The organism is Lysobacter dokdonensis DS-58 (assembly GCF_000770795.1).
Taxonomy (GTDB): domain Bacteria; phylum Pseudomonadota; class Gammaproteobacteria; order Xanthomonadales; family Xanthomonadaceae; genus Noviluteimonas; species Noviluteimonas dokdonensis.
On sequence record NZ_JRKJ01000023.1, the window covers coordinates 54,707 to 72,606 of the forward strand.

The following is a 17,900-nucleotide window of genomic DNA, read 5'->3' on the forward strand; positions in this document are numbered from 1 at the left end:
TACAGGCCTAGGCCGGTGTTACGGAATTTCACGCTTGGCGGGCACGCGCGTGGCCGCGCAGGCTGTGGCGACGGGGATTTCGACTCGGTTCCAATCGACCCACCCTTGGGCCAGGACCGTCCACGCCGTGCGCAGGAACAGCATCGCCACCAAGGTGCCCACCAACAGATCCGGCCAAGGGCTCTGCGACCAGGCAACCAGCACCGCGGCAATGATCACGCCTACGTTGTTCACGAGGTCATTGCGCGAACACAGCCAGACCGACCGCATGTTCATGTCGTCACTGCGAAACCGCGTCAGCAACACAAAGCACGTTAGGTTCCCGACCAGCGCCACCGCCGCGGCGACAGCCATGTACGAGGCACGTGGTTCGGCGCCCAGCCACGCGCTGCGCGCAACTTCCATCAACACACCCAGTCCGAACAACGCCTGGATGCCGCCCTTGAGAAACACGGCCTTGGTGCGCTGACGCAGCGTGCCGCCGATCACCATGAGGCTCAGCACATACACGGAGGCATCGCCCAAGCTGTCCAGCGAGTCCGCTTGCAGCGCACTCGAGTCAGCCCACCAGCCCACGCCGAATTCGCCCACGAACAGGACCACGTTGATGACCAACACGATCCACAGCACGCGACGGCGCGCACGATCTGTATTCGCGCTCAGCGCGCTCGCCGTGTCATTGCAGCCGCAACCACTCATCCTGCGCGTCCTCCGCTGGCATCCGCCACTCTTCGCGTCGAACGAATGTTCACCCAGAAGCCGATCGCTGCCGCGATTGCCACGGCCGCCTGGGCGGCCAGCGATTGCAACGAGGGATACACACCCAGCCAGTCAATGCGCGGCGCAGGCACCAGCGCTTGCGCCACCCACCCGGCTTCCTGCAGGGCAGCGATGCCCTTGCCCACCAAAACCACGGCCAGGATGGCGATCAGGAGCGAACTGATCGAGAAGAACTGGCTGATGGGGAGGCGACGACTGATGCGCAACATCCAGAACGCAACCGCACCAAGTACGACGGTGCCCGCGACCAATCCGCCGATGATGGCGCCGCCATTGTGGTCACTCCACATGGCGATGAAGAACAAGATCGTTTCGAACACTTCGCGATAAACGGCGATGAATGCCAGCGAGAAGAGGAAGATGGCCGAGCGCCGCGTCAGTGCCGCCGACATCTTCGCGTGCAGGTAATGCTGCCACCGTCCGGCCAGGCTCTTCTGATGCATCCAGATGCCAACGCTGAGCAGCACGGCCGCAGCGAACAATGCCGAAAGCCCCTCGGTCACCTCGCGATTAGCGCCGCTGACCCCAACGAGATAGGTGGCCACCGCCCACGTGACAACGCCAGCCAGCAACGCGCCAATCCAGCCGGCGTGCACGTAAGGCAGGACGTCGCGGCGTTCGGCTTTGCGCAAGAATGCGATCATGCCGATGACGATCAGCAACGCTTCCAGGCCTTCGCGAAGAAGAATGGTGAAGCTGCCAAGGAAGGCGGTGGTCGCGTCGGTACGACTTTCCTGTAGCGTGGTAGCCGCGCGATCGAAGAGCGTGACGATGCGCCCCGCCTGCGCCGTGACTTCTGCGGCGGGTACGGCCTCTGCGATTTGCGCGCGAAACTGGCCCATCGCCGTTTCGATCTCACGCATGAGCGGGCGGTTGCGCGCGGCCAACATCGGCTCGACCGGCTCGACGCCGTCCAGGTATGCCGACAACGCCAGCGCCTTGGCCTGTGCCTGATCACCGGCGCGGTAGGCCTGCAGGGCCGCGTCCAGCTGTTGGCGCGCAATTGAGAAGGTCGCCGCAGCCTCCCGCTTTCTGGCTTCCACGGACTCAGGGTGAGCGCGCAGATACGCGGTGATCGCTTGCGCTTGATCCGCCTGGAGGGATTTCGCGAGGTCCTGTTCGCTGGCGCGCGAGAGCGCTTCCAGTGAGGGCACGACGGTGTGCACCGCAGGATCGTCGCGCCACAAGGCTTCGCCCCGCGCCCTCGCCTCGGGTCCGTAGGCGAATCCACCGACGTAAAACGCCAGCGCCCAGCGGTCGGCTTCGGATAGTTGGCTGAAGCTCGCCATCGCGGTCCCCGGCAAGCCTTGCGTGATCACCTGGTACAGCGCGAGCGGACTGCGTTGTGCGGCGCGCTGCGCATCGGCAAATGCGATCGGCGGCGGCGAAAGGCTGGCGGCGGCCGGTCCATCGCCATGTCCCGATGCGCCGTGGCACGCAGCGCACTGCTGCGCATACAGGTGCGCTGCCGCGCCTACGCGCGGTGGCGCCTTGGGCTGGGCCTCGATCCCATAGGCCGTCAGTAACTGGTCTGCCAAAGCATGGGCGGCCTTGCCGACGCGCTCCGGCGAATCGCGGCGAGCGATACGCGCCTTCAGCTCGTCAGCCGCGGTCAGCAGCCCGGCCTGTTGCGGCTGTGCGGGCAGGCCCTGCAGCTTGTCGCGCACGCTGGCGGCAAACTCCTGCATCTCCGCGTACTCGCCAGGCTCCACGACCTCGCCGTCTCGCACCGCGCCGGGATAGTCCACGGCGATGTAGTCCAGCAACTGCCAAGCTTGGCGCGCATCGGCCAGCGGATCCGCCGCCCAGCTCATCCCTATCCCGCCCCACATGAGTAGGGCTCCCACGACACATCGCATCCAGCAGGAACGCATCGATCGCACAGGCAGGGTCCGGGGAAAAGGCGCGCAGGGGCGCGGGGGGTCTTGACCAACTCGTCCCAGTGTAAACTCCGTAGCAGCTACAGAGTCAAGCGAGATGCGAATGAAAATCAGTGAGGCGGCGTCGGCTAGCGGGTGTCACTTGGAAACCATCCGCTACTACGAACGGATCGGCTTGATGCCCCGCCCCGGGCGCACCGGCAGTGGTTACCGCGCCTATGCGCCAGAGGAAGTTGAACGGCTGCGCTTCATCGCCCGCGGCCGGGATCTGGGCTTCACCCTCGAAGAAATCCGCAGCCTCCTCCGGCTGGCCCAAGATCCGGCGCTGTCCTGTGCCGAGGTCGACCAATTGGCGCGGCAGCATCTCAACGACATCCAGGCTCGGATTGCCGACCTTCAACGCATGGCCGTGGAGTTGGAACGCACAATCGGCCGCTGCCGCGGGGGAGAGCGCGGCGCGTGCACGATCCTGGAGACCTTGCGGCAGCCCGTTGCGGCAGCGTCATGAGCCTGCAGCTGGCCCTGGCGCAATTCGATTTTGGAGTTGGAGATCTTGGCGGGAACACCGACAGGATCATTACCCTCATCGCCGAGGCCCGGGACCGATACCGCGCCGACTTGGTGCTATTTCCGGAACTGGCGATCAGCGGATATCCGCCTGAAGACCTGTTGTTGCGCCCGCGCTTCCTGGCTGACTGTGAGCAGGCATTGCAGCGGATCGCCGAGAACACGTTTGGCATTGTGGCCGTAGTGGGTTGGCCGCAAGCCGCGGGGGCCGTGGTGTACAACGCCGCCAGCGTGTTGCGCAACGGCGGCGTCGCCACGACGTATCGCAAGCGCGACTTGCCCAACTACGCCGTGTTCGACGAACGCCGATATTTCGCCGTCGATCCCGATGCGGGCGCGTGCGTGTTTGAGGTCAAAGGCGTCCAGATCGGACTCCTGATTTGTCAGGACCTCTGGGGCATCGAACCAATTGCGGAAACTGCGGCCGCAGGCGCACAACTGGTGCTGGTTCCCAATGCGTCGCCCTTCGAGCGTGACAAGCATGCCGAGCGCGATGCACTGCTCGCCGAGCGCACGCGCGACCACCATGTTGCCATCGCCTATGTCAATGTGGTCGGCGGCCAGGACGGCCTCCTCTTTGACGGGGCTTCGCTGCTGGCCGACGGCGACGGCCACGTGCATCCGGCGGCGGTGGCCTTCGAGTCGCACTGGCTCATTGCCGACTTTGGCAAGAATTCAAAACAGTTCACGCCCACCTCGTGGCCGGTCGACACCGATGAGAGCCGCGATGGGTTGGCGTGGCGCGCCGTGGTACGCGGCACGCGCGACTATTGCCGCAAAAATGGCTTTAACCGCGTCTGGGTCGGGTTGTCCGGCGGACTGGACTCCGCGGTCGTGCTTGCGATCGCAGTGGACGCATTAGGCGCAGAGAACGTCCGCGCGGCGCGCATGCCCTCGCAGTACACAGCCTCGCTGTCGAATGATCTGGCGGAGGAGCAGTGTCGGGCACTCGGTGTGGACGTGCACACCTTGGCTATCGAATCGCCGTTTCAGGGGTTCCTCGCAGCGCTTGGCCCACTGTTCGCCGGTCAGCAGATCGATACCACCGAAGAGAACATCCAAGCGCGTGTGCGTGGGGCGCTACTGATGTCCCTATCCAACAAACTGGGTGGCTTGTTGCTGACTACGGGCAACAAAAGCGAATACGCGGTGGGTTACACGACCATCTATGGCGACATGTGCGGTGGCTACGCGCCGCTTAAGGACCTCTACAAGTCCGAGGTCTACGCCCTCGCACGCTGGCGCAACACCGTGGCCGGCGCGCCAGTCATTCCATCCGGTGCCATCGAACGTCCCCCCTCTGCGGAGCTTCGCCAGAACCAACGAGACCAGGAGACCTTGCCGCCGTACGATGTGTTGGATGCAATCCTGTTCCGACACGTCGACCAAGAACAGTCGCGGGATGAAATCGTGCAGGCCGGATTCGATCCATCGATCGTCGAGCGGGTGCTGGACCTGGTACGCGCGAGTGAATGGAAACGCCAGCAGGCAGCGCCCGGCCCTAAGATTTCCCGCCGCGCGTTGGGTCGCGAGAGACGGTATCCGATCAGTAACGGATACCGCAGCTAGTCTTACCGGTACACCAGTGCGGAAACAAGAACCTCGCGCAGTTTAGGAGAACGGTCGCGTGCCTGGCGGCGCGACCGACATCGGCCTACCTAGCCGGAGGCCATTGACGCGCAGCTCTGAGCGCACCGGCGACAGGTCTCCGCGCATCGCTGCATTTCCGGATCGTCGCCGAATCCCTCGCACGCGACCGCGCATTGACGGCAAATCTCCGCGCATGCACCGCAGGTCACGCTATGAATCTCTGCGCCTCGCAACATGGCGTCGGCGCTGGTCGCGCAAATATCAGCGCATGTCGCCAGCAACGCGACATGCGCGGGTGCAGCGTGTTTGCCACCCATACTCAGACAGTGATTGATGGTTTCCAGGCACGTGGCATGACATTCGGTACAGCTCTCGATGCAATCATTCATTTCATGCGATCGGTGGGCAGCGGAATGGTGCGTCATGCGGGGCCTCCAGCGAGATCGGGCAGATGGATGTGGCTGTCTGTTACCACCGCACTCAGGATGGCCTCGGTGCCGTTAAGACGATGCGGTGAGACGGGAACCGAGGGCCGCGAGCTCGGCCGGCCGCGCAACTCATCTGCGTGCGATGCGCGTTCGCTGCCTGTTATCCGATGCTCGGTTCGCTTCACTTGAACTGTCAGCACACCGCAGCGACGCGAGTGTCGGACAGCACGCGTCAGCGGGAGTGCGACCGCACTCTGCAACCAACGCCACGAGATCCCGCTCCAGCTGCGAAAGTTCGGCGAGTCGCCGGCGCACGTCCGCAAGCTTTTGCTCAGTCAGCTGCCGGGTCTGCTCGCAGGCACGTTTTCCCTTGACCGCCAGCAACCCCGCAATCTCGTCCAAGGTGAAACCCATCGCCTGGGCGTGTCGGATGAATTGAAGCCGGGTGACCTCGGCAGGGCCGTAATGGCGCACGCCGCCCAGGGGTCGCGGCGGCTCGGGGAGCAGCCCGCGGCGCTGGTAGTAGCGCACCGTCTCGACGTTGACATCGGCGGAGGCGGCCAGCCGGCTGATGGTGAGGGTCATAAGCTTGACTCCGTACTTAGGTACGGACGCTAGTATGCGCCGATGTCTAGCAGTCCCACCAAATCGCCCGTCGCCGGGATCCTCGGCGCGAGCCTCGCCGCCATCGGCGCTTCAATCTGCTGTGTGGTGCCTTTGGTCCTCGTCTTGCTCGGCATCAGCGGGGCATGGATCGCCAACCTGACGGCGCTGGACGCTTGGCGCCCCTGGTTCAGCGCAGCCACGCTGGCATGCTTGGGCTGGGCCTTTTGGAGTGTTTACGGGTCATCCGCACGCTGCCGAGCAGACGGTAGTTGCATTGATCCATCCGTGCTGCGTCGGCGTCGCAGATGGCTATGGATCGCGACCTTCGTGATCGCGCTACTGCTGCTCTTTCCGTATTACGTGCCTTGGCTTTTGTAGGAGACGAACGATGCGCAAGTGGATGATTGGTCTGATGATGGTATGGACGGGCATTGCCTTTGCGGCCACGCCAAAGAAGACCGTGCTGGACGTGGAGAACATGACCTGTCCGGCCTGCAGCATCACCATCGAGAAGGCCCTCGATAACGTGCCTGGTGTGACCGCGACTCAGGTCGACACAGAGAGGGCGACCGTAACCGTGAGCTTCGATGCCGAACGCACCACGGTGTCTGCCATTGCGCGTGCGGTGACCGACGCGGGATTTCCGGCCAACGCGAGGACGAACGGTGGTTGAGCTGCAACTGCAAAGCGCCCTGACGTGCCCGGAATGCGGGCATCAGGCAACGGAGACCATGCCGACCACTGCCTGCCAGTTCTTCTACGACTGTCGCGGCTGTGGCACGGTGTTGCGTCCGAAGGCGGGCGACTGCTGCGTGTTCTGTTCTTACGGCACGGCGCCTTGCCCACCCATCCAACAACGCGCGCCTTGCTGCGGATAGCGGTATCGCGCGACACCGTGGGTCGGCACGAATCATTTCCACTAGCACCGCACATAACTGGCGATTACGCGAAATTCTTGCGATGTCCGCTCCCCGCGAGCAGCGGTCGGTGAGCTAGTCGCGTAAAACCTCGCGAGATCCGTCCGGGGAGTGAGGGATCTCAGTCCTCACAGGAATCGCCCACGTCAGAAACCCGAGACTCGTAATCGTCCTGCGCCGACCTCACGCGGCGGAACTCCGAGCTGCAATCGTCAGAGTAATCTTCCGCATCCGCGCATTGCTGGAGACGTCGAGCAGCATATGAGAGCTCGCTTGCTGCAGTTTCGGCGTCATCCCGTGCGGAACGACATAGGGCGGGATCGCTGTAGTACTGCGCAACGGCTACGGATGAAACGCAAAGACCGACGGCGACTATGATTGACTTGATCGTCATGTACTTCCCCACTTAGATGACGTAGTTACGGTCCTGGATCATATTCCGCTTGCAATTCTTTTCGCCGCGACTCAACCATATCCTCGATTGCTTGGTTACATCCGCGTTGAAAATCTGTGGAATCGTGGTCGCAGGCGGCGGATTCGAGCAGCTCTCGCTCGAACGCCCAGGTATATCCACGAGTTTCTTCTGCACACGAGTCCGTGCACCTGAGTTGGTGGAAGAAGCGAACTCCTGTAGTCGAAACAATGGGCCGATCCTGCTCGGTCGATAGAGCGATCGCTTGCTCGTCCGTGCAGACTTGAGTTGCGGCGCACTTTCGAATATCGACAAGAGGCTGTTCTCTTGCCGACGGTCCGCAGCCTGACATTGCAATCGCGACAGCAAGAGCTACAAAGCAAAGGTTCAAGGTGGGCTGAAGCGTCATGGCGCGCTCGCGATCAACGGGCAGATGAAACGGCGACTTGGTGATTAATTTATCGCTTCACCCGAATCCTTCCTTTTTCATCCTCGACGCCATATTTTCCCGGTCCGATTGCAACCATGCGGCCGTCGCGCCCTTGCAGTCCGTGGGCTCCTTTTGGAATTGCCACCATGCGACCGTCCCGCCCTTGAAGGCCATGCCCTCCCGCTGGAATCGCAGCCATGCGGCCATCCTTGCCTTCTAGTCCGTGGCCACCCTTCGGAGTTGCCACCATTCGCCCGTCCCTGCCCTGCAGACCATGGCCACCTGCACGAATCGCGACCATCCGCCCATCTCGGCCTTCGAGACCGTGCCCGCCCTTCGGAATGGCCACCATTCGGCCATCACGCCCTTGCAACCCGTGACCTCCGGCGGGAATCGTCACCGAGACGCCGTCTCGCCCCGTGAGCTTGTGCGGCATGTACATCTCCGTTGACTACGAGTAATGGACAGCATGTGCGCCGCATGTTCGAAATGAGTTGCGACGCTGGGCGCCGCTCTCCCGCGAAGAATTCCTGCGGTGGAGGCATGGCGCGTCGAACAACGCACGCCTAAAGGAGCTAAGGACACTCAGGCAAGCTCAATAGATTATTCGGCTCGTCGCCATCGTTCTCGGTCTTCAAATACTTACGGCCATTTCGGGTCGCTACGATCACCCAAACGCTGTCACCGCGCACTGAAACGTAGAAGCGCCAGCGTCCTGATTCGATGTGCTCGATTGCATCTTCTTGTGAGATTTTCCAAGGACCGTTACCCACGCCTCCGACATGCGTAATGCGCTCGTGAGCGCTCTGTCGATCCCGCTTGTTGATGCATTGGATTTGAGCAACGTCCGCCATGTGCATACCCCGTGCCAAATGACACTACACACTACGGTAGCGCTGCAGGGTAGCGGCCAGGCCACCAAGATTCACCGCCCCCTCGCTAGGTCAAGGGTCGCAGCAGTTTCTTGTTGGTCGACTCGGGGAGACATAACGCCCCCCTATGCGAAGTCGATGCTCTACAAGTGTGGTCGCAGTCTTGCGGACCGTGCACTACTTCTCGATCTTTCGATGCCCCTTGATATTGATCCAACCGCGAGAAACGGGTCCACCGATGACCAGGGAGCGCGTGAATTTCGAGAAGCATGCCGCTGAATAACCAACTGCGTTTGTTGCCATCTCGCATGCGGCACGGGGGGCGCCGATTCTCGGTAAGCAACCAAGGAAGATCCATGGCTAGCACGCACAACATTGAGTTTCCCGAGTCGTTTCACATTCGCAAGCCGGTGCAGTGATCTGATCGCGCTCAAGGCATACGCGATTAAGGCGATCGAAGTAAAGACGTGCACGGCGAGGTTGCGACGCCACCCGGCCATGGGGCGGATCGAGTAGGCAACCCTTCTCGCGCGCGATCCGTGTGGAGCGCTTTCGTTGGATTCATGGCATCGACTTCTTTGGCGAGGTTAAGGCTCCGACCACTGCTCCGGAGCCACGAGTCCCGGGTTCATGGCCGGCCACGGCGCACCGATAATGATCGTGCTTTCGTCCGGGCGCGCCAAATGCACCGCGGCAAATTCCACCCGGGGCCCACCGTGGCACAGCCGCAGCAGCTCGCCCACCGCCAACGCCCCCGCCGCTGCGCCCGTGAAGGGCGTGGCGATGCTGCGCCCGGCCAGGCGCAGCACACCGCAACCGTCGCCGCTTGCGGCGTGCAGGTGCTGGTAAGCCTGTTTGCGCGCCGTTGCGTGCGCCTGGTCGACCGACGGATTCGTAGGCTCTGGCCAGCAAACGTCAGCGGCGCGCGAGGCCGGAAAGGTGTGCAGGGTGATTCCCAAGTAGTCACTGGGGCCACGCCCCAAGCCTGTCTCGATGATGCGGGCGAAGCCCACGCGCTCAATCGTGCGTCGCGTGGCCGGATTGTCGACGCCAATCAATGCGACGGACGGCTCGTCCCCGGTGACAGTGAAGTCCGGAGCGAAACGGCGCTCGATGATCGATGTCCGAAATCCGCGCTGCTCCGCCCACGCCGCCGCCATGCGCGTCTTGCGGCGCCTCACGTCGATCTCGCGGCTGAGCAGCGAAGTACTCTTGTTCGCACGCGAGACAACATCCACGTCCTGCAGCACCAGATGGCACTGGTCCACGGCGTACGGCAGCAAGCCCAAAGTCCACAGGTAGGCTTGGCCCAGGTTTCCCAGTCCGACGAGCCAAGCTGATTGCGGCAGGGCGGTCAGACCAGGCCCGCTCGCGGCCTCCGTCCATTGGCTCCACGGTTCCCACAGCGACCAGCCGATGCGGCGCCGGCAGGCGAGCGGCTGCGTGCCACGAAAATGCTGGAAAACCTCGGCAACAGCCATCGCGCCGGCGAGGACCGCGGCTGCCGCGCAATCGCCTTGCTCGGCAAGTGCGTCATCCTCGAGCGGCACCACCGCTGCCGTCCAGCCGTCGAAGGTTGCGCGAACACCCACCCCCCCGCCCGGGATTCCAGCGCCGAGGGCAATGCAAGGCACCGTCGAATCGATGTCAGTCGTTCGCTGCACGCCGAGCAATTCCAAGGCCGCCGCAAGGCGCAAGGGCGCAGGCGCATCGGGATGCCCGCGCCAGCGCGCTCGCAAGGCCTGGTCGGGACCGACGTACGTGACACCTCCCAGCAAGCACGGCAAGGCCGTTGCTGCCGCGGTGAACAAAGCCACCTGCGCCATTTCGCTTAGTCCATCGCCGAATACCAACTGCACGCGGTAACGCGAAAAGATGGCCACCGCTTCGGCTTCACTGGCTGCCTCCCCGGTATCCAGCGCGAGCTTCACGACGCGATTCAGTCGCTCGCCGATGTCTTCCATCGACTCATTCATTGTCATCCTCCAATACCAAGAAGCGGTTGTCGCACCCGCCCATCGCCTGCCAATGGTGGTCGCCTTCGTATACGTACGCGCCCACGGACCAGTGACGTATCCGCGGCCGCGCAAAGTTGGGCAGGATGATCGCGACGTGACCGCGCGTGGCAATCAAGGGGTTCTGGCGATCGATTCGGCTTTGACCGGCGCTGTGCGGGTGCACATGGACATCGGCGACCACCTGCACGCCGCGTTCGCGAACGATCGTCCACAACGCGCGGAATGCGGCCGCCGGCAGCTCCACAACGCCCCGGGCATGCACTTCCGGATGCAGATCGTCGAAGTACAGCACGTCAGTGACGCGACGGCCCTGCGCAGTCAGGTGCCCGAGTAAGAACGCACCCGATTCGTGGCTTTCGCCGTCAGTGCGCGCGTGTAGCTCGGCCACCAGGCGGTCCCACAACGCCCGGGGAACACAAAGCTCACTGGGCGCAGGCATAGTCGGGCGACCCCAGCAGGTCGGACACGACCCGCACGTAACGGTGAATGCCGACGGCCGGATCCCACAGCATGGACGGGTGCTGGTGGCGCCACACTTCATGCCCTTGGATCGCAACGCGATCGCACGGAATGTAAAGCGCGCTCGCATTCCAGTTGGGATTGAACGCGGCCGAGACGCGCGCCTCGCCGCGGGGCCACAGGGCCGGCGACAAGGGCGCGTTCGAAGCCGGATCCCACGGCTGCGCCGTGGGTGCGGTACGAGGGTAGTTCGACAGCTCGAACCGCAGCACGACCCGGCTGCCATCGCCCGCCCGCACCCAGATAAGCGCGTGCGGCCACGACAGCGAGTCCAGTAGTCCCCAACGGCCCGACAGCGAGCCGTTGAGGAAAGCCCCGGAGTTCACGTCGGCCTCGAAGGCCTGTTGATCCAAAGACGCCATGTCAGCCCTCCACCCGCTTGAAAGGGACCAAGTCGAACGCCACAGCGCACAGCGCGCCGGAGGTCAGCGTGCCGATCTGGGTGTCCGGGTCGGGACGTTCGTCGCTCCCCACCAGCTCGAGCACATGCTCGGCCGCATCGCGCGGCGACATGTCGAAGACGTTGTGCGTGGCCCACTGGTGTACGTGGGCGACGCGGGTCACCGGCGGGAAATCGCGCGATTGGGTTACGCCATTGAAGGTGACGTTCACCGTCACGCGCGGGCAGCGTCCCTGATGCAGCCGCACGATCGCGGCCCCGCCCTCGCGTTTGCCCGATGCCAGTGTCTGGACCGGCGTGTGCAGGTCGACCGGTCCGTCGCGATCTTCGGCGAAGAGCAGCTGGTCGCCCTGCCCGATATTCTGGGCGCCGAGTGCAGCTAGCGCCTCGCCCACCGACAGCTCCCCGTTGAAGTCGCCGACCAGCACCTGCGCAGCACCTTCGCACTGCAAAACGATCTTGATGTTTTTCACGTTGTGCTACCTCTTGTGTCATTCGCCGTTGGGGAATTCCAACGCCGTTACACAACAAGTCGCGTGGTGCGTGAAAAACCCGGAAAGAGACCTCAGTCAGCGCTCGGAATCGCAGGACACAAGAAGAAGTACGGGCAACGCGGGCACTGCTCGAGGTCGGTGGTGATCGGAAACTCGCCGGACGCGATAGCCGCGGCGAAGTCGCGTACCTGATCCACTTTCGACTGCAACTGGTTCTGCTTGAACTCCAGATCGACCGAGTCGTTTGAGGTCAGGTAGTGAACCTGAAGACGCGCGCCTGGCCCATAGACCTGACGCCCGGCCAGCAGCCGCAGCGCGTCGGGCAGCTCTCGCGTGACGGTCTTCGGGCGCCGCCCCGTGCGGTACCGGCGCACCACCCCCCCGCTGCCAGGTTCGGCTTGTTCCAGACGCACGCGAACGGGGACGCCGCCGACCCGCAGGTCGACTTCTTGCGAGGTAGCGCCAGGGGCGCGCAGGTGCTCCTCGGCCACTGTGAGCATACGCAGGGCATATTCTTTGTATACCGGCGCGAAGGGATGCTCGCATGGTCCCTGTTGCGCCCAGACCGCGTCGAGCTTGGGCCCATACTCGTCGAGTGGCACCTCGCGGGTGGCGCGTTCTTGGAGTACCCACGACAGCACCGCATACACCGCCCGGTGGAACAATACGTAACCGTCGTCATCGCGGCTAGCGCGCAGCCCCAAGCTCTTGGCGTAGGCGTATTTGCGGGGGCAGCGCTCGTACTGATCCAAGTCGCGGGCATCGTGGATTTCCGGTTCCAGTTTGAGCTCTGGCCTCGCCGGCAGGTCGTCGCCGGCGAGCAACAGCTCCGTATTAGGGACCCGCACCAGCTCAAGACGGGCAACGATGGACGGAAGGAACTTCGACTCGCTGGCCTTCTGCGAACCCAGAACTTCCGATCGCGATAGGTGGAGGTGATCGCGTGCGCGCGACAGCGCCACGTAGAACAGACTTTCTTCTTCGAACTGGTCGTGGATGTCCTCCGCACGCAGCATTCCCTCCGGCGGCGGGCAGAGTTTGCCGCGGTTGGACTGCGGGAAATGGCGGGTAGCCAGGTACGGCACGAACACCACCGGAAACTCCAAGCCTTTGCTGGCATGCACTGTCATCAGCCGAACCGCATCTATCGAGGCGGCAGCCGCGGGAAGCTCCCGAAGCGCACGCTCCTCGCCAAACTGCTCCAGGCGCCGAATCCAGCGCAGCAGGTTCTTCTTCGGATTGCCCTTGCGCGGGTCGAAGTGCTCGGCCGCGAACTGCAGCAACTGAAAGATGGCCAAGCGTCGCTGCTCACCCCCGCTTCCGGGCTGCTCGAGAAACTCGTCGATCAGCGCACGGCGTTCGAAGAGCACGTGGTTGAGAACCTCGGCCACCGTGCTCTCGAACCGCAGCCCAGCCAGGTCGTCGCGAAGGCGTTCGAGCGCGGCCCGCGCCGGCGCTGCGCAGGCCGCGATGACGGCGGGGTCAGACAAGGATGCCAGCGGCGATCGGTCGGCCGCATGCGCCAGCTCCAGGAACGAACGCACGTCCGCTAAACCCATGCGATAGGATTGGGTAATGGCCAGTCGCAGCAGCGCGCCGCGACTGGGCTCGGCTACGAAGGAGACCACGGCGAGGAGATTGCGCACCTCGTCCCGCTCGAAGATGTCGCCCAAATACATCGATGGCACGCCAAGCGCTTGCAGTCGTTCGGCCACTCGCTCGGCGTGCGTGTGCGTTCGCACCACGATGGCCTGGTCCCGGAACGGAATGCCGTCCGCGCGATGAGCTTCAATCGCATGCGCGATGGCCGCAACTTCCGCGTCCAACGTCGGGGCGATGACCAACTTCGGTCGTATTCCGCTGCCTCGGATCGCCTCCAATTGTCCCGCCGCGCGCCAAACAGGATCGTCTAAGCTGCGCGCAAAGGCGGTGTAGGTGTCGACGATCTGCTGGCCCGAGCGGTAGTTGAATTTCAACGGCAGCACGACCGCGCCAGGGAAATCCTGTGCGAACAGACGCATGTTGGCCGGTGAGGCACCGCGGAACCGGTAGATCGATTGTCGGACATCACCAACCACCCACAGATTGCGGCCGTCACCGGCGATCAGCTTTAGCAACCGCGAGCTGGCGCGATTGACGTCTTGGTACTCATCGACCAACACATGTGGAAACTGCGCGCGAATCATCGCGAGCAGGTCGTCGTTCTGCTCGAGCAGCGTGATCGTCCGCCAAATCAGATCACCAAAGTCGACGCCCCCTTGCTCGCGCAGCATGGCTTCGTAGCGGCCATAGACTCTGGCCACTTCTGCCGCCTTGGCGGCGGCTTCGCGCGCCTCGTCAGTGACCGCATGCGCTTGCATCTGCTCGGCCAAAGCGGCGTACTGCTCGGGCGTACACAGCTCGTCCTTGGCACGGGAAATCGCGCCCAAGATCGGCTGCATCAGCGCCAGCGGATCGCTCAAGCGCAGGTAGTAGTGCAGATCCAGGCTGGGAAGCAAGGATTCCAGGCGCTCGAGCGCATCGGCCGGATCTACGATGCGTACCGGTTCCTGCAGGCCGGCCAAGGCCGCGTGTTTGCGCAGCAACTCCAAGCCGAAGGCGTGAAAAGTCCCCGCCCACAATTCGTTGGCCGACGGGATCGTGCGCGCGATGCGTTCTTTGATTTCGCGCGCTGCCTTGTTGGAAAACGTCAGGGCGAGTATCGAGCGCGGATCCACGCCAGTTTCTAGCAGCCGCTCGATGCGGCCGATGAGGGTCCGCGTTTTTCCCGTCCCCGGCCCGGCCTCGACAAGCGCAGGCCCTCCTTCATGATCGGCGGCGATGCGTTGGGAGGCATCCAAGCTGGGCAAAGGCTTGTCTGCTTGCGCGGGCGGCGGCGATGGGACCAGCAGCGCGTACTGCAGTTGCTGGTAGACCAACCCTGGCGTGACGCCGAGCCGGCTCGCGATCTGCGAGGCCGACAGTCGCTCGTCAATGAACAGGTGCCTGGCATGGTGGGTTGGCAACAAAAATTCACGCGCGAACACATTTGCGTAGCGTTCGCGCAACTCCTGCGCGCTGTAGCCTTCCACGCGCCCGGCGCCCAACGGCGTGGTTTGCTCGGGTCCGCTCGGATCCACGACGGTACTGACCAACACCGGATCGGCCGGCGATTCGATGATCCAGTGCGCGTACTCGTGGGCCTGGACAAAGAATTGGAGCTCAGGACTCAGTGCGCCGGACACGAAGATGCGTTGGCGCTTTCGCTGCAAGGCGCCGGCACCGCCACCCAGTAGCGGGTAGTCGGGCGGAACGACCATCACGCGAAGTCCGGCGTCGTTCATCGCCGCGGCCAGAAGTTCTTGCGCCTTATCGCCACAGCCGCATTCTGCAATCAGTTGCGCGCGTTGCTGCTGGGCCTTAAGGCGAACCGAGGTAAATGCATCCATGAAGACTCACGAGTCAGAGGTTTCTCGAAGCCACTGTTGCTTGAGCGCGTCGGGCAACGATGACTGCTCCACGGCCTGCTGAAAGGTCCATCGCTCAAAGGCTGGCTTCTTGGTTGAATACGAAACCACCTGCGGTATGGAAGCTTGAAACAACCACGCCCTGACTACCTCGATATGGACTCCTAACGGTCGCGAGATGGCATCAAGCAAACGTCGAGGCACGGGCGGGGCAATCAGGTGTTCTTCCAGCAGCGCCAAGATAAATTCGTCTATCCCGAGCGCGTCGATCCAAGAGCTCGTCACGCCGCGTGCGCGAAGAGCTTGCTCGAGGCTGTCGATTTGCAGGCGATTGGCGGCCACGGCGGCCGCCACCGGCGGTGGCGCCTGCGTCGCCTCGTCCTGTTCCCGAACCAGCACCTGCACGCGGCTCATCGTGCGATTGACGATTTCGTCCTCACGCTGAAGATCCAGGCCTTCGATGGGAAAACCAGCCGTCGCCGCCCATGCGGTCGCGAAATCAACGAGGTCTCGTTCGTACTGGGGATACTTCTTCGCCCATTCGCGCACCAGCGCTTCGGTGGGCCACGCCATCGCCGCCCCGAACGCATCAAGGACTTCATCGCGGGTCATTTTGTTGTTCATGGCGCGGTCCTTTCATCTAGTGCTTTAGTGACGCGGTCGAGCCAGTTGCGCACGGTTCGGTCGCTGACACCAAAGTGTTCTGCAATTTCTGCCTGGGTTCGCCCGAGCACCCGTGCCTGCAGGAATGCCTCGCAGGCATCGTCGGGCAGACCCGCCAGGCGCTGTTCGACCTGTGCAAGCTCCTCCTGCCCGGCCGCGCGTTCGGCCGGATCCTCGGCTTGACTCAGGATGCGGGCGTCGACTTCAGTCGGCGCGCACCCCCCGTCGCCGTCGTAGCGCTTGATCCGCTTCCCGCGCTCCTTGCGTAGCGCGCTCACCGCCTTCCCATAGCGCCGCGTCCAAGGATGGTCCTTGGATTTCATCGCGTCGATCGAACGCCGGAGGATAAATGAGTGGAAGAAGCGCACGCCGTATTCCAGCGTTGGGTCGTCGCGCTGGATGCGACGGACAAGGTTCTCGAAAACCACGCTCAGGTGGTCGTCGAGGTCAGCTTCTGAGATGCGATACAGCATGCGCATCTGGCTGGCGATCATCGACGTGGCGCACCGGGTCAGGCCTTCGAAGGCCAAGAAAAAGACTTCCTGATCGCGGGCACTTGCCTCGCGCGCGAAGTGCAGCAGCACTTCGGGGGGCAGATCCTTCTGTCGGGCCGCAGCTCGCAGCCGGTCGATCAGCTGTGGGCGCTCCAGCGTGGTCAGGGCGTCGATCGCGGCTTGAACCTCCGGGCGCCGGGCCGATGGCACGGCCGCGGCTTCGGAGTCGGGTGGTTCGAGGTCGGCATTCATGCAGGCATCTCCTCCAGACGTTCCGACCCCCAAGGTGCAGAATCCGTGTGAACTGATTCCTTGTTGGCGCGGTCACGGCGGACGACAGGCCGCGACGAAGCATATTGCTGGGTCGTTCCACCCTTAGTCGAGGCAGGGCTCGGAAAACCGGAAATCGCCCGCGCGAGCTCGGTCGGGTGCGGCTTGGATACCCTGTGCCACCTTTCGGGGCGACGCACCAATGTGCACGTCCACATTGGGTGGAGAGCAGCGTCGCTTAGCGCGCCGCCATCGAAGCAGGGCAGAATCGGGGACGCGCGATTGCACACGTCGTGCACACGTTCTGAGCAAATAAGCGAGAAACCAGCCGAAACGTGTCTTTTCCCGTCCAATCCATCATCGGGGCGACGGACAGGCGCAGCGTTTCGGGCGCGATGTGCTGGGGCATGGGCACGATTCTACCGTCGGCCCATGGCCGCCCGGGCAATCTTCCCCGGACCCTTGGGGCAATTGCCCGCGCGGACAATGTTCGCGCCGGCGCGGACGCGGTTTCCTGTCGTGGCGATCCAACGCCAATCAAACGGGGACACCATGGGAATCGATCTGGACTACTTCGAAAAACGCGTGCGCAGCCTGGAACAGGCCCTGCACCGCCTGCAACACGACCTCGAGGACGCGCACGAAATCGCGGGCCGCATCGTCGAGGAGTACCAGCAGTGGGTGAAGAGCGAGACGCCGGGCCGCGAGTTGATCCTGCGCCGTCTCGAAGAACTCATCGTGCGCGGCAGCCCGCGCAGCGTGTACGCCAAGACGCTCGTGCTCGAGTTCGGCATTTCGCGCACCAAGTCTTACCAGATGGTCAAGGACTACCTGGTCGAACGTGACGCCGCCAACGCAACGCAACGCGCGGCACTCAACGGCGACGTGTTTTCGGCGTCCACGCTGCGCTGATCCGTTTTCCCCCGGGGCTGGTTCGCAGGGATCGCGACCGGCCCCTTTTCTTTTCGTCCTGCAAGCGCACCGTGATGCCCGAAGTGACAATGGTCGATGCGCGCTGCCGATGATCAACTGGTTGCACCTGCCGGGCTCCACCTGCAGGCCGGAGCCGAAGACGCGCACAAGCAGGCCGATGCCTGCAGCCCGTCGGCCGGCG

The 17,900-nt window shown here is 63.5% G+C and carries 19 protein-coding genes; 6 read left to right on the plus strand and 13 right to left on the minus strand.

Annotation, left to right across the window (positions count from 1 at the left end; translation table 11 throughout):
* Positions 1–18 precede the first annotated feature (18 nt).
* Both LF41_RS14400 and LF41_RS14405 read right to left on the minus strand, forming a co-directional pair.
* The gene (locus LF41_RS14400) at positions 19–699 is read right to left on the minus strand and encodes a cation efflux transmembrane domain-containing protein (RefSeq protein WP_084073688.1); all 681 of its coding nucleotides are present in this window, start codon (positions 697–699) and stop codon (positions 19–21) included.
* Positions 696–2,594 carry an FTR1 family protein gene (locus tag LF41_RS14405; RefSeq protein ID WP_084073690.1) on the minus strand — a complete coding sequence of 633 codons (1,899 nt, stop codon included), beginning with the start codon at positions 2,592–2,594 and terminating at the stop codon, positions 696–698. Before LF41_RS14405 ends, LF41_RS14400 begins: the two co-directional genes overlap by 4 nt.
* A gap of 169 nt (positions 2,595–2,763) precedes the next feature.
* On the opposite strand from LF41_RS14405, the gene LF41_RS14410 reads away from it, so the two are divergent.
* Both LF41_RS14410 and LF41_RS14415 read left to right on the plus strand, forming a co-directional pair.
* A complete protein-coding gene (locus tag LF41_RS14410) occupies positions 2,764–3,168 on the plus strand; it encodes a MerR family transcriptional regulator (RefSeq protein WP_036171197.1) in 405 nt (134 codons plus the stop codon).
* Positions 3,165–4,796: an NAD+ synthase gene (locus LF41_RS14415; RefSeq protein ID WP_036171200.1), complete on the plus strand. Its 1,632-nt coding sequence runs from the start codon at positions 3,165–3,167 to the stop codon at positions 4,794–4,796. The genes LF41_RS14410 and LF41_RS14415 overlap by 4 nt, the downstream gene beginning before the upstream one ends.
* Before the next feature lie 89 nt (positions 4,797–4,885).
* Here LF41_RS14415 and LF41_RS17410 read toward each other — a convergent pair whose 3' ends face one another.
* Both LF41_RS17410 and LF41_RS14420 read right to left on the minus strand, forming a co-directional pair.
* Positions 4,886–5,242 (minus strand): four-helix bundle copper-binding protein, encoded by a 357-nt coding sequence (locus LF41_RS17410; RefSeq protein WP_084073691.1) that lies wholly within the window; start codon positions 5,240–5,242, stop codon positions 4,886–4,888.
* A gap of 132 nt (positions 5,243–5,374) precedes the next feature.
* Positions 5,375–5,830 carry a MerR family transcriptional regulator gene (locus LF41_RS14420; protein WP_084073693.1) on the minus strand — a complete coding sequence of 152 codons (456 nt, stop codon included), beginning with the start codon at positions 5,828–5,830 and terminating at the stop codon, positions 5,375–5,377.
* 42 nt (positions 5,831–5,872) lie between these two features.
* On the opposite strand from LF41_RS14420, the gene LF41_RS16545 reads away from it, so the two are divergent.
* From LF41_RS16545 to LF41_RS17240, 3 genes are read left to right on the plus strand one after another with little or no spacing between them, the layout of a single operon-like run.
* Positions 5,873–6,229, plus strand: coding sequence for a mercuric transporter MerT family protein (locus LF41_RS16545; protein WP_084073694.1), 357 nt, complete (start codon positions 5,873–5,875; stop codon positions 6,227–6,229).
* A 10-nt stretch (positions 6,230–6,239) separates the two neighbouring features.
* Positions 6,240–6,524 (plus strand): heavy-metal-associated domain-containing protein, encoded by a 285-nt coding sequence (locus LF41_RS14430; protein ID WP_036171207.1) that lies wholly within the window; start codon positions 6,240–6,242, stop codon positions 6,522–6,524.
* Positions 6,517–6,729 carry a GDCCVxC domain-containing (seleno)protein gene (locus tag LF41_RS17240; protein WP_084073696.1) on the plus strand — a complete coding sequence of 71 codons (213 nt, stop codon included), beginning with the start codon at positions 6,517–6,519 and terminating at the stop codon, positions 6,727–6,729. Before LF41_RS14430 ends, LF41_RS17240 begins: the two co-directional genes overlap by 8 nt.
* 909 nt (positions 6,730–7,638) lie before the next feature.
* Here the strand turns inward: LF41_RS17240 and LF41_RS16825 are convergent.
* From LF41_RS16825 to LF41_RS14470, 9 genes are all read right to left on the minus strand, one after another.
* Entirely contained in the window at positions 7,639–8,046 is a 408-nt protein-coding gene (locus LF41_RS16825) for a hypothetical protein (RefSeq protein WP_152600037.1), read from the minus strand.
* A gap of 139 nt (positions 8,047–8,185) precedes the next feature.
* Positions 8,186–8,470: a DUF3892 domain-containing protein gene (locus tag LF41_RS16555; protein ID WP_338037860.1), complete on the minus strand. Its 285-nt coding sequence runs from the start codon at positions 8,468–8,470 to the stop codon at positions 8,186–8,188.
* Between the two features lie 599 nt (positions 8,471–9,069).
* Positions 9,070–10,446 (minus strand): ThiF family adenylyltransferase, encoded by a 1,377-nt coding sequence (locus LF41_RS14440; protein WP_052116482.1) that lies wholly within the window; start codon positions 10,444–10,446, stop codon positions 9,070–9,072.
* A 4-nt stretch (positions 10,447–10,450) separates the two neighbouring features.
* On the minus strand, positions 10,451–10,888 hold the full coding sequence (locus tag LF41_RS14445; protein ID WP_152600039.1) for a hypothetical protein: 438 nt from the start codon (positions 10,886–10,888) through the stop codon (positions 10,451–10,453).
* A gap of 34 nt (positions 10,889–10,922) precedes the next feature.
* A complete protein-coding gene (locus LF41_RS14450; protein ID WP_036171214.1) occupies positions 10,923–11,381 on the minus strand; it encodes a DUF7665 family protein in 459 nt (152 codons plus the stop codon).
* 1 nt (position 11,382) lies between these two features.
* On the minus strand, positions 11,383–11,892 hold the full coding sequence (locus LF41_RS16315) for a hypothetical protein (RefSeq protein WP_052116484.1): 510 nt from the start codon (positions 11,890–11,892) through the stop codon (positions 11,383–11,385).
* A 92-nt stretch (positions 11,893–11,984) separates the two neighbouring features.
* Positions 11,985–15,341 carry an ATP-dependent helicase gene (locus tag LF41_RS14460; protein ID WP_036171217.1) on the minus strand — a complete coding sequence of 1,119 codons (3,357 nt, stop codon included), beginning with the start codon at positions 15,339–15,341 and terminating at the stop codon, positions 11,985–11,987.
* 6 nt (positions 15,342–15,347) lie between these two features.
* On the minus strand, positions 15,348–15,983 hold the full coding sequence (locus LF41_RS14465; protein WP_036171220.1) for a hypothetical protein: 636 nt from the start codon (positions 15,981–15,983) through the stop codon (positions 15,348–15,350).
* On the minus strand, positions 15,980–16,768 hold the full coding sequence (locus LF41_RS14470; protein WP_036171222.1) for a sigma-70 family RNA polymerase sigma factor: 789 nt from the start codon (positions 16,766–16,768) through the stop codon (positions 15,980–15,982). The genes LF41_RS14465 and LF41_RS14470 overlap by 4 nt, the downstream gene beginning before the upstream one ends.
* A 570-nt stretch (positions 16,769–17,338) precedes the next feature.
* Between LF41_RS14470 and LF41_RS14475 the strand changes: the two genes are divergently transcribed.
* A complete protein-coding gene (locus LF41_RS14475) occupies positions 17,339–17,698 on the plus strand; it encodes a hypothetical protein (protein ID WP_036171225.1) in 360 nt (119 codons plus the stop codon).
* Positions 17,699–17,900: the final 202 nt, after the last annotated feature.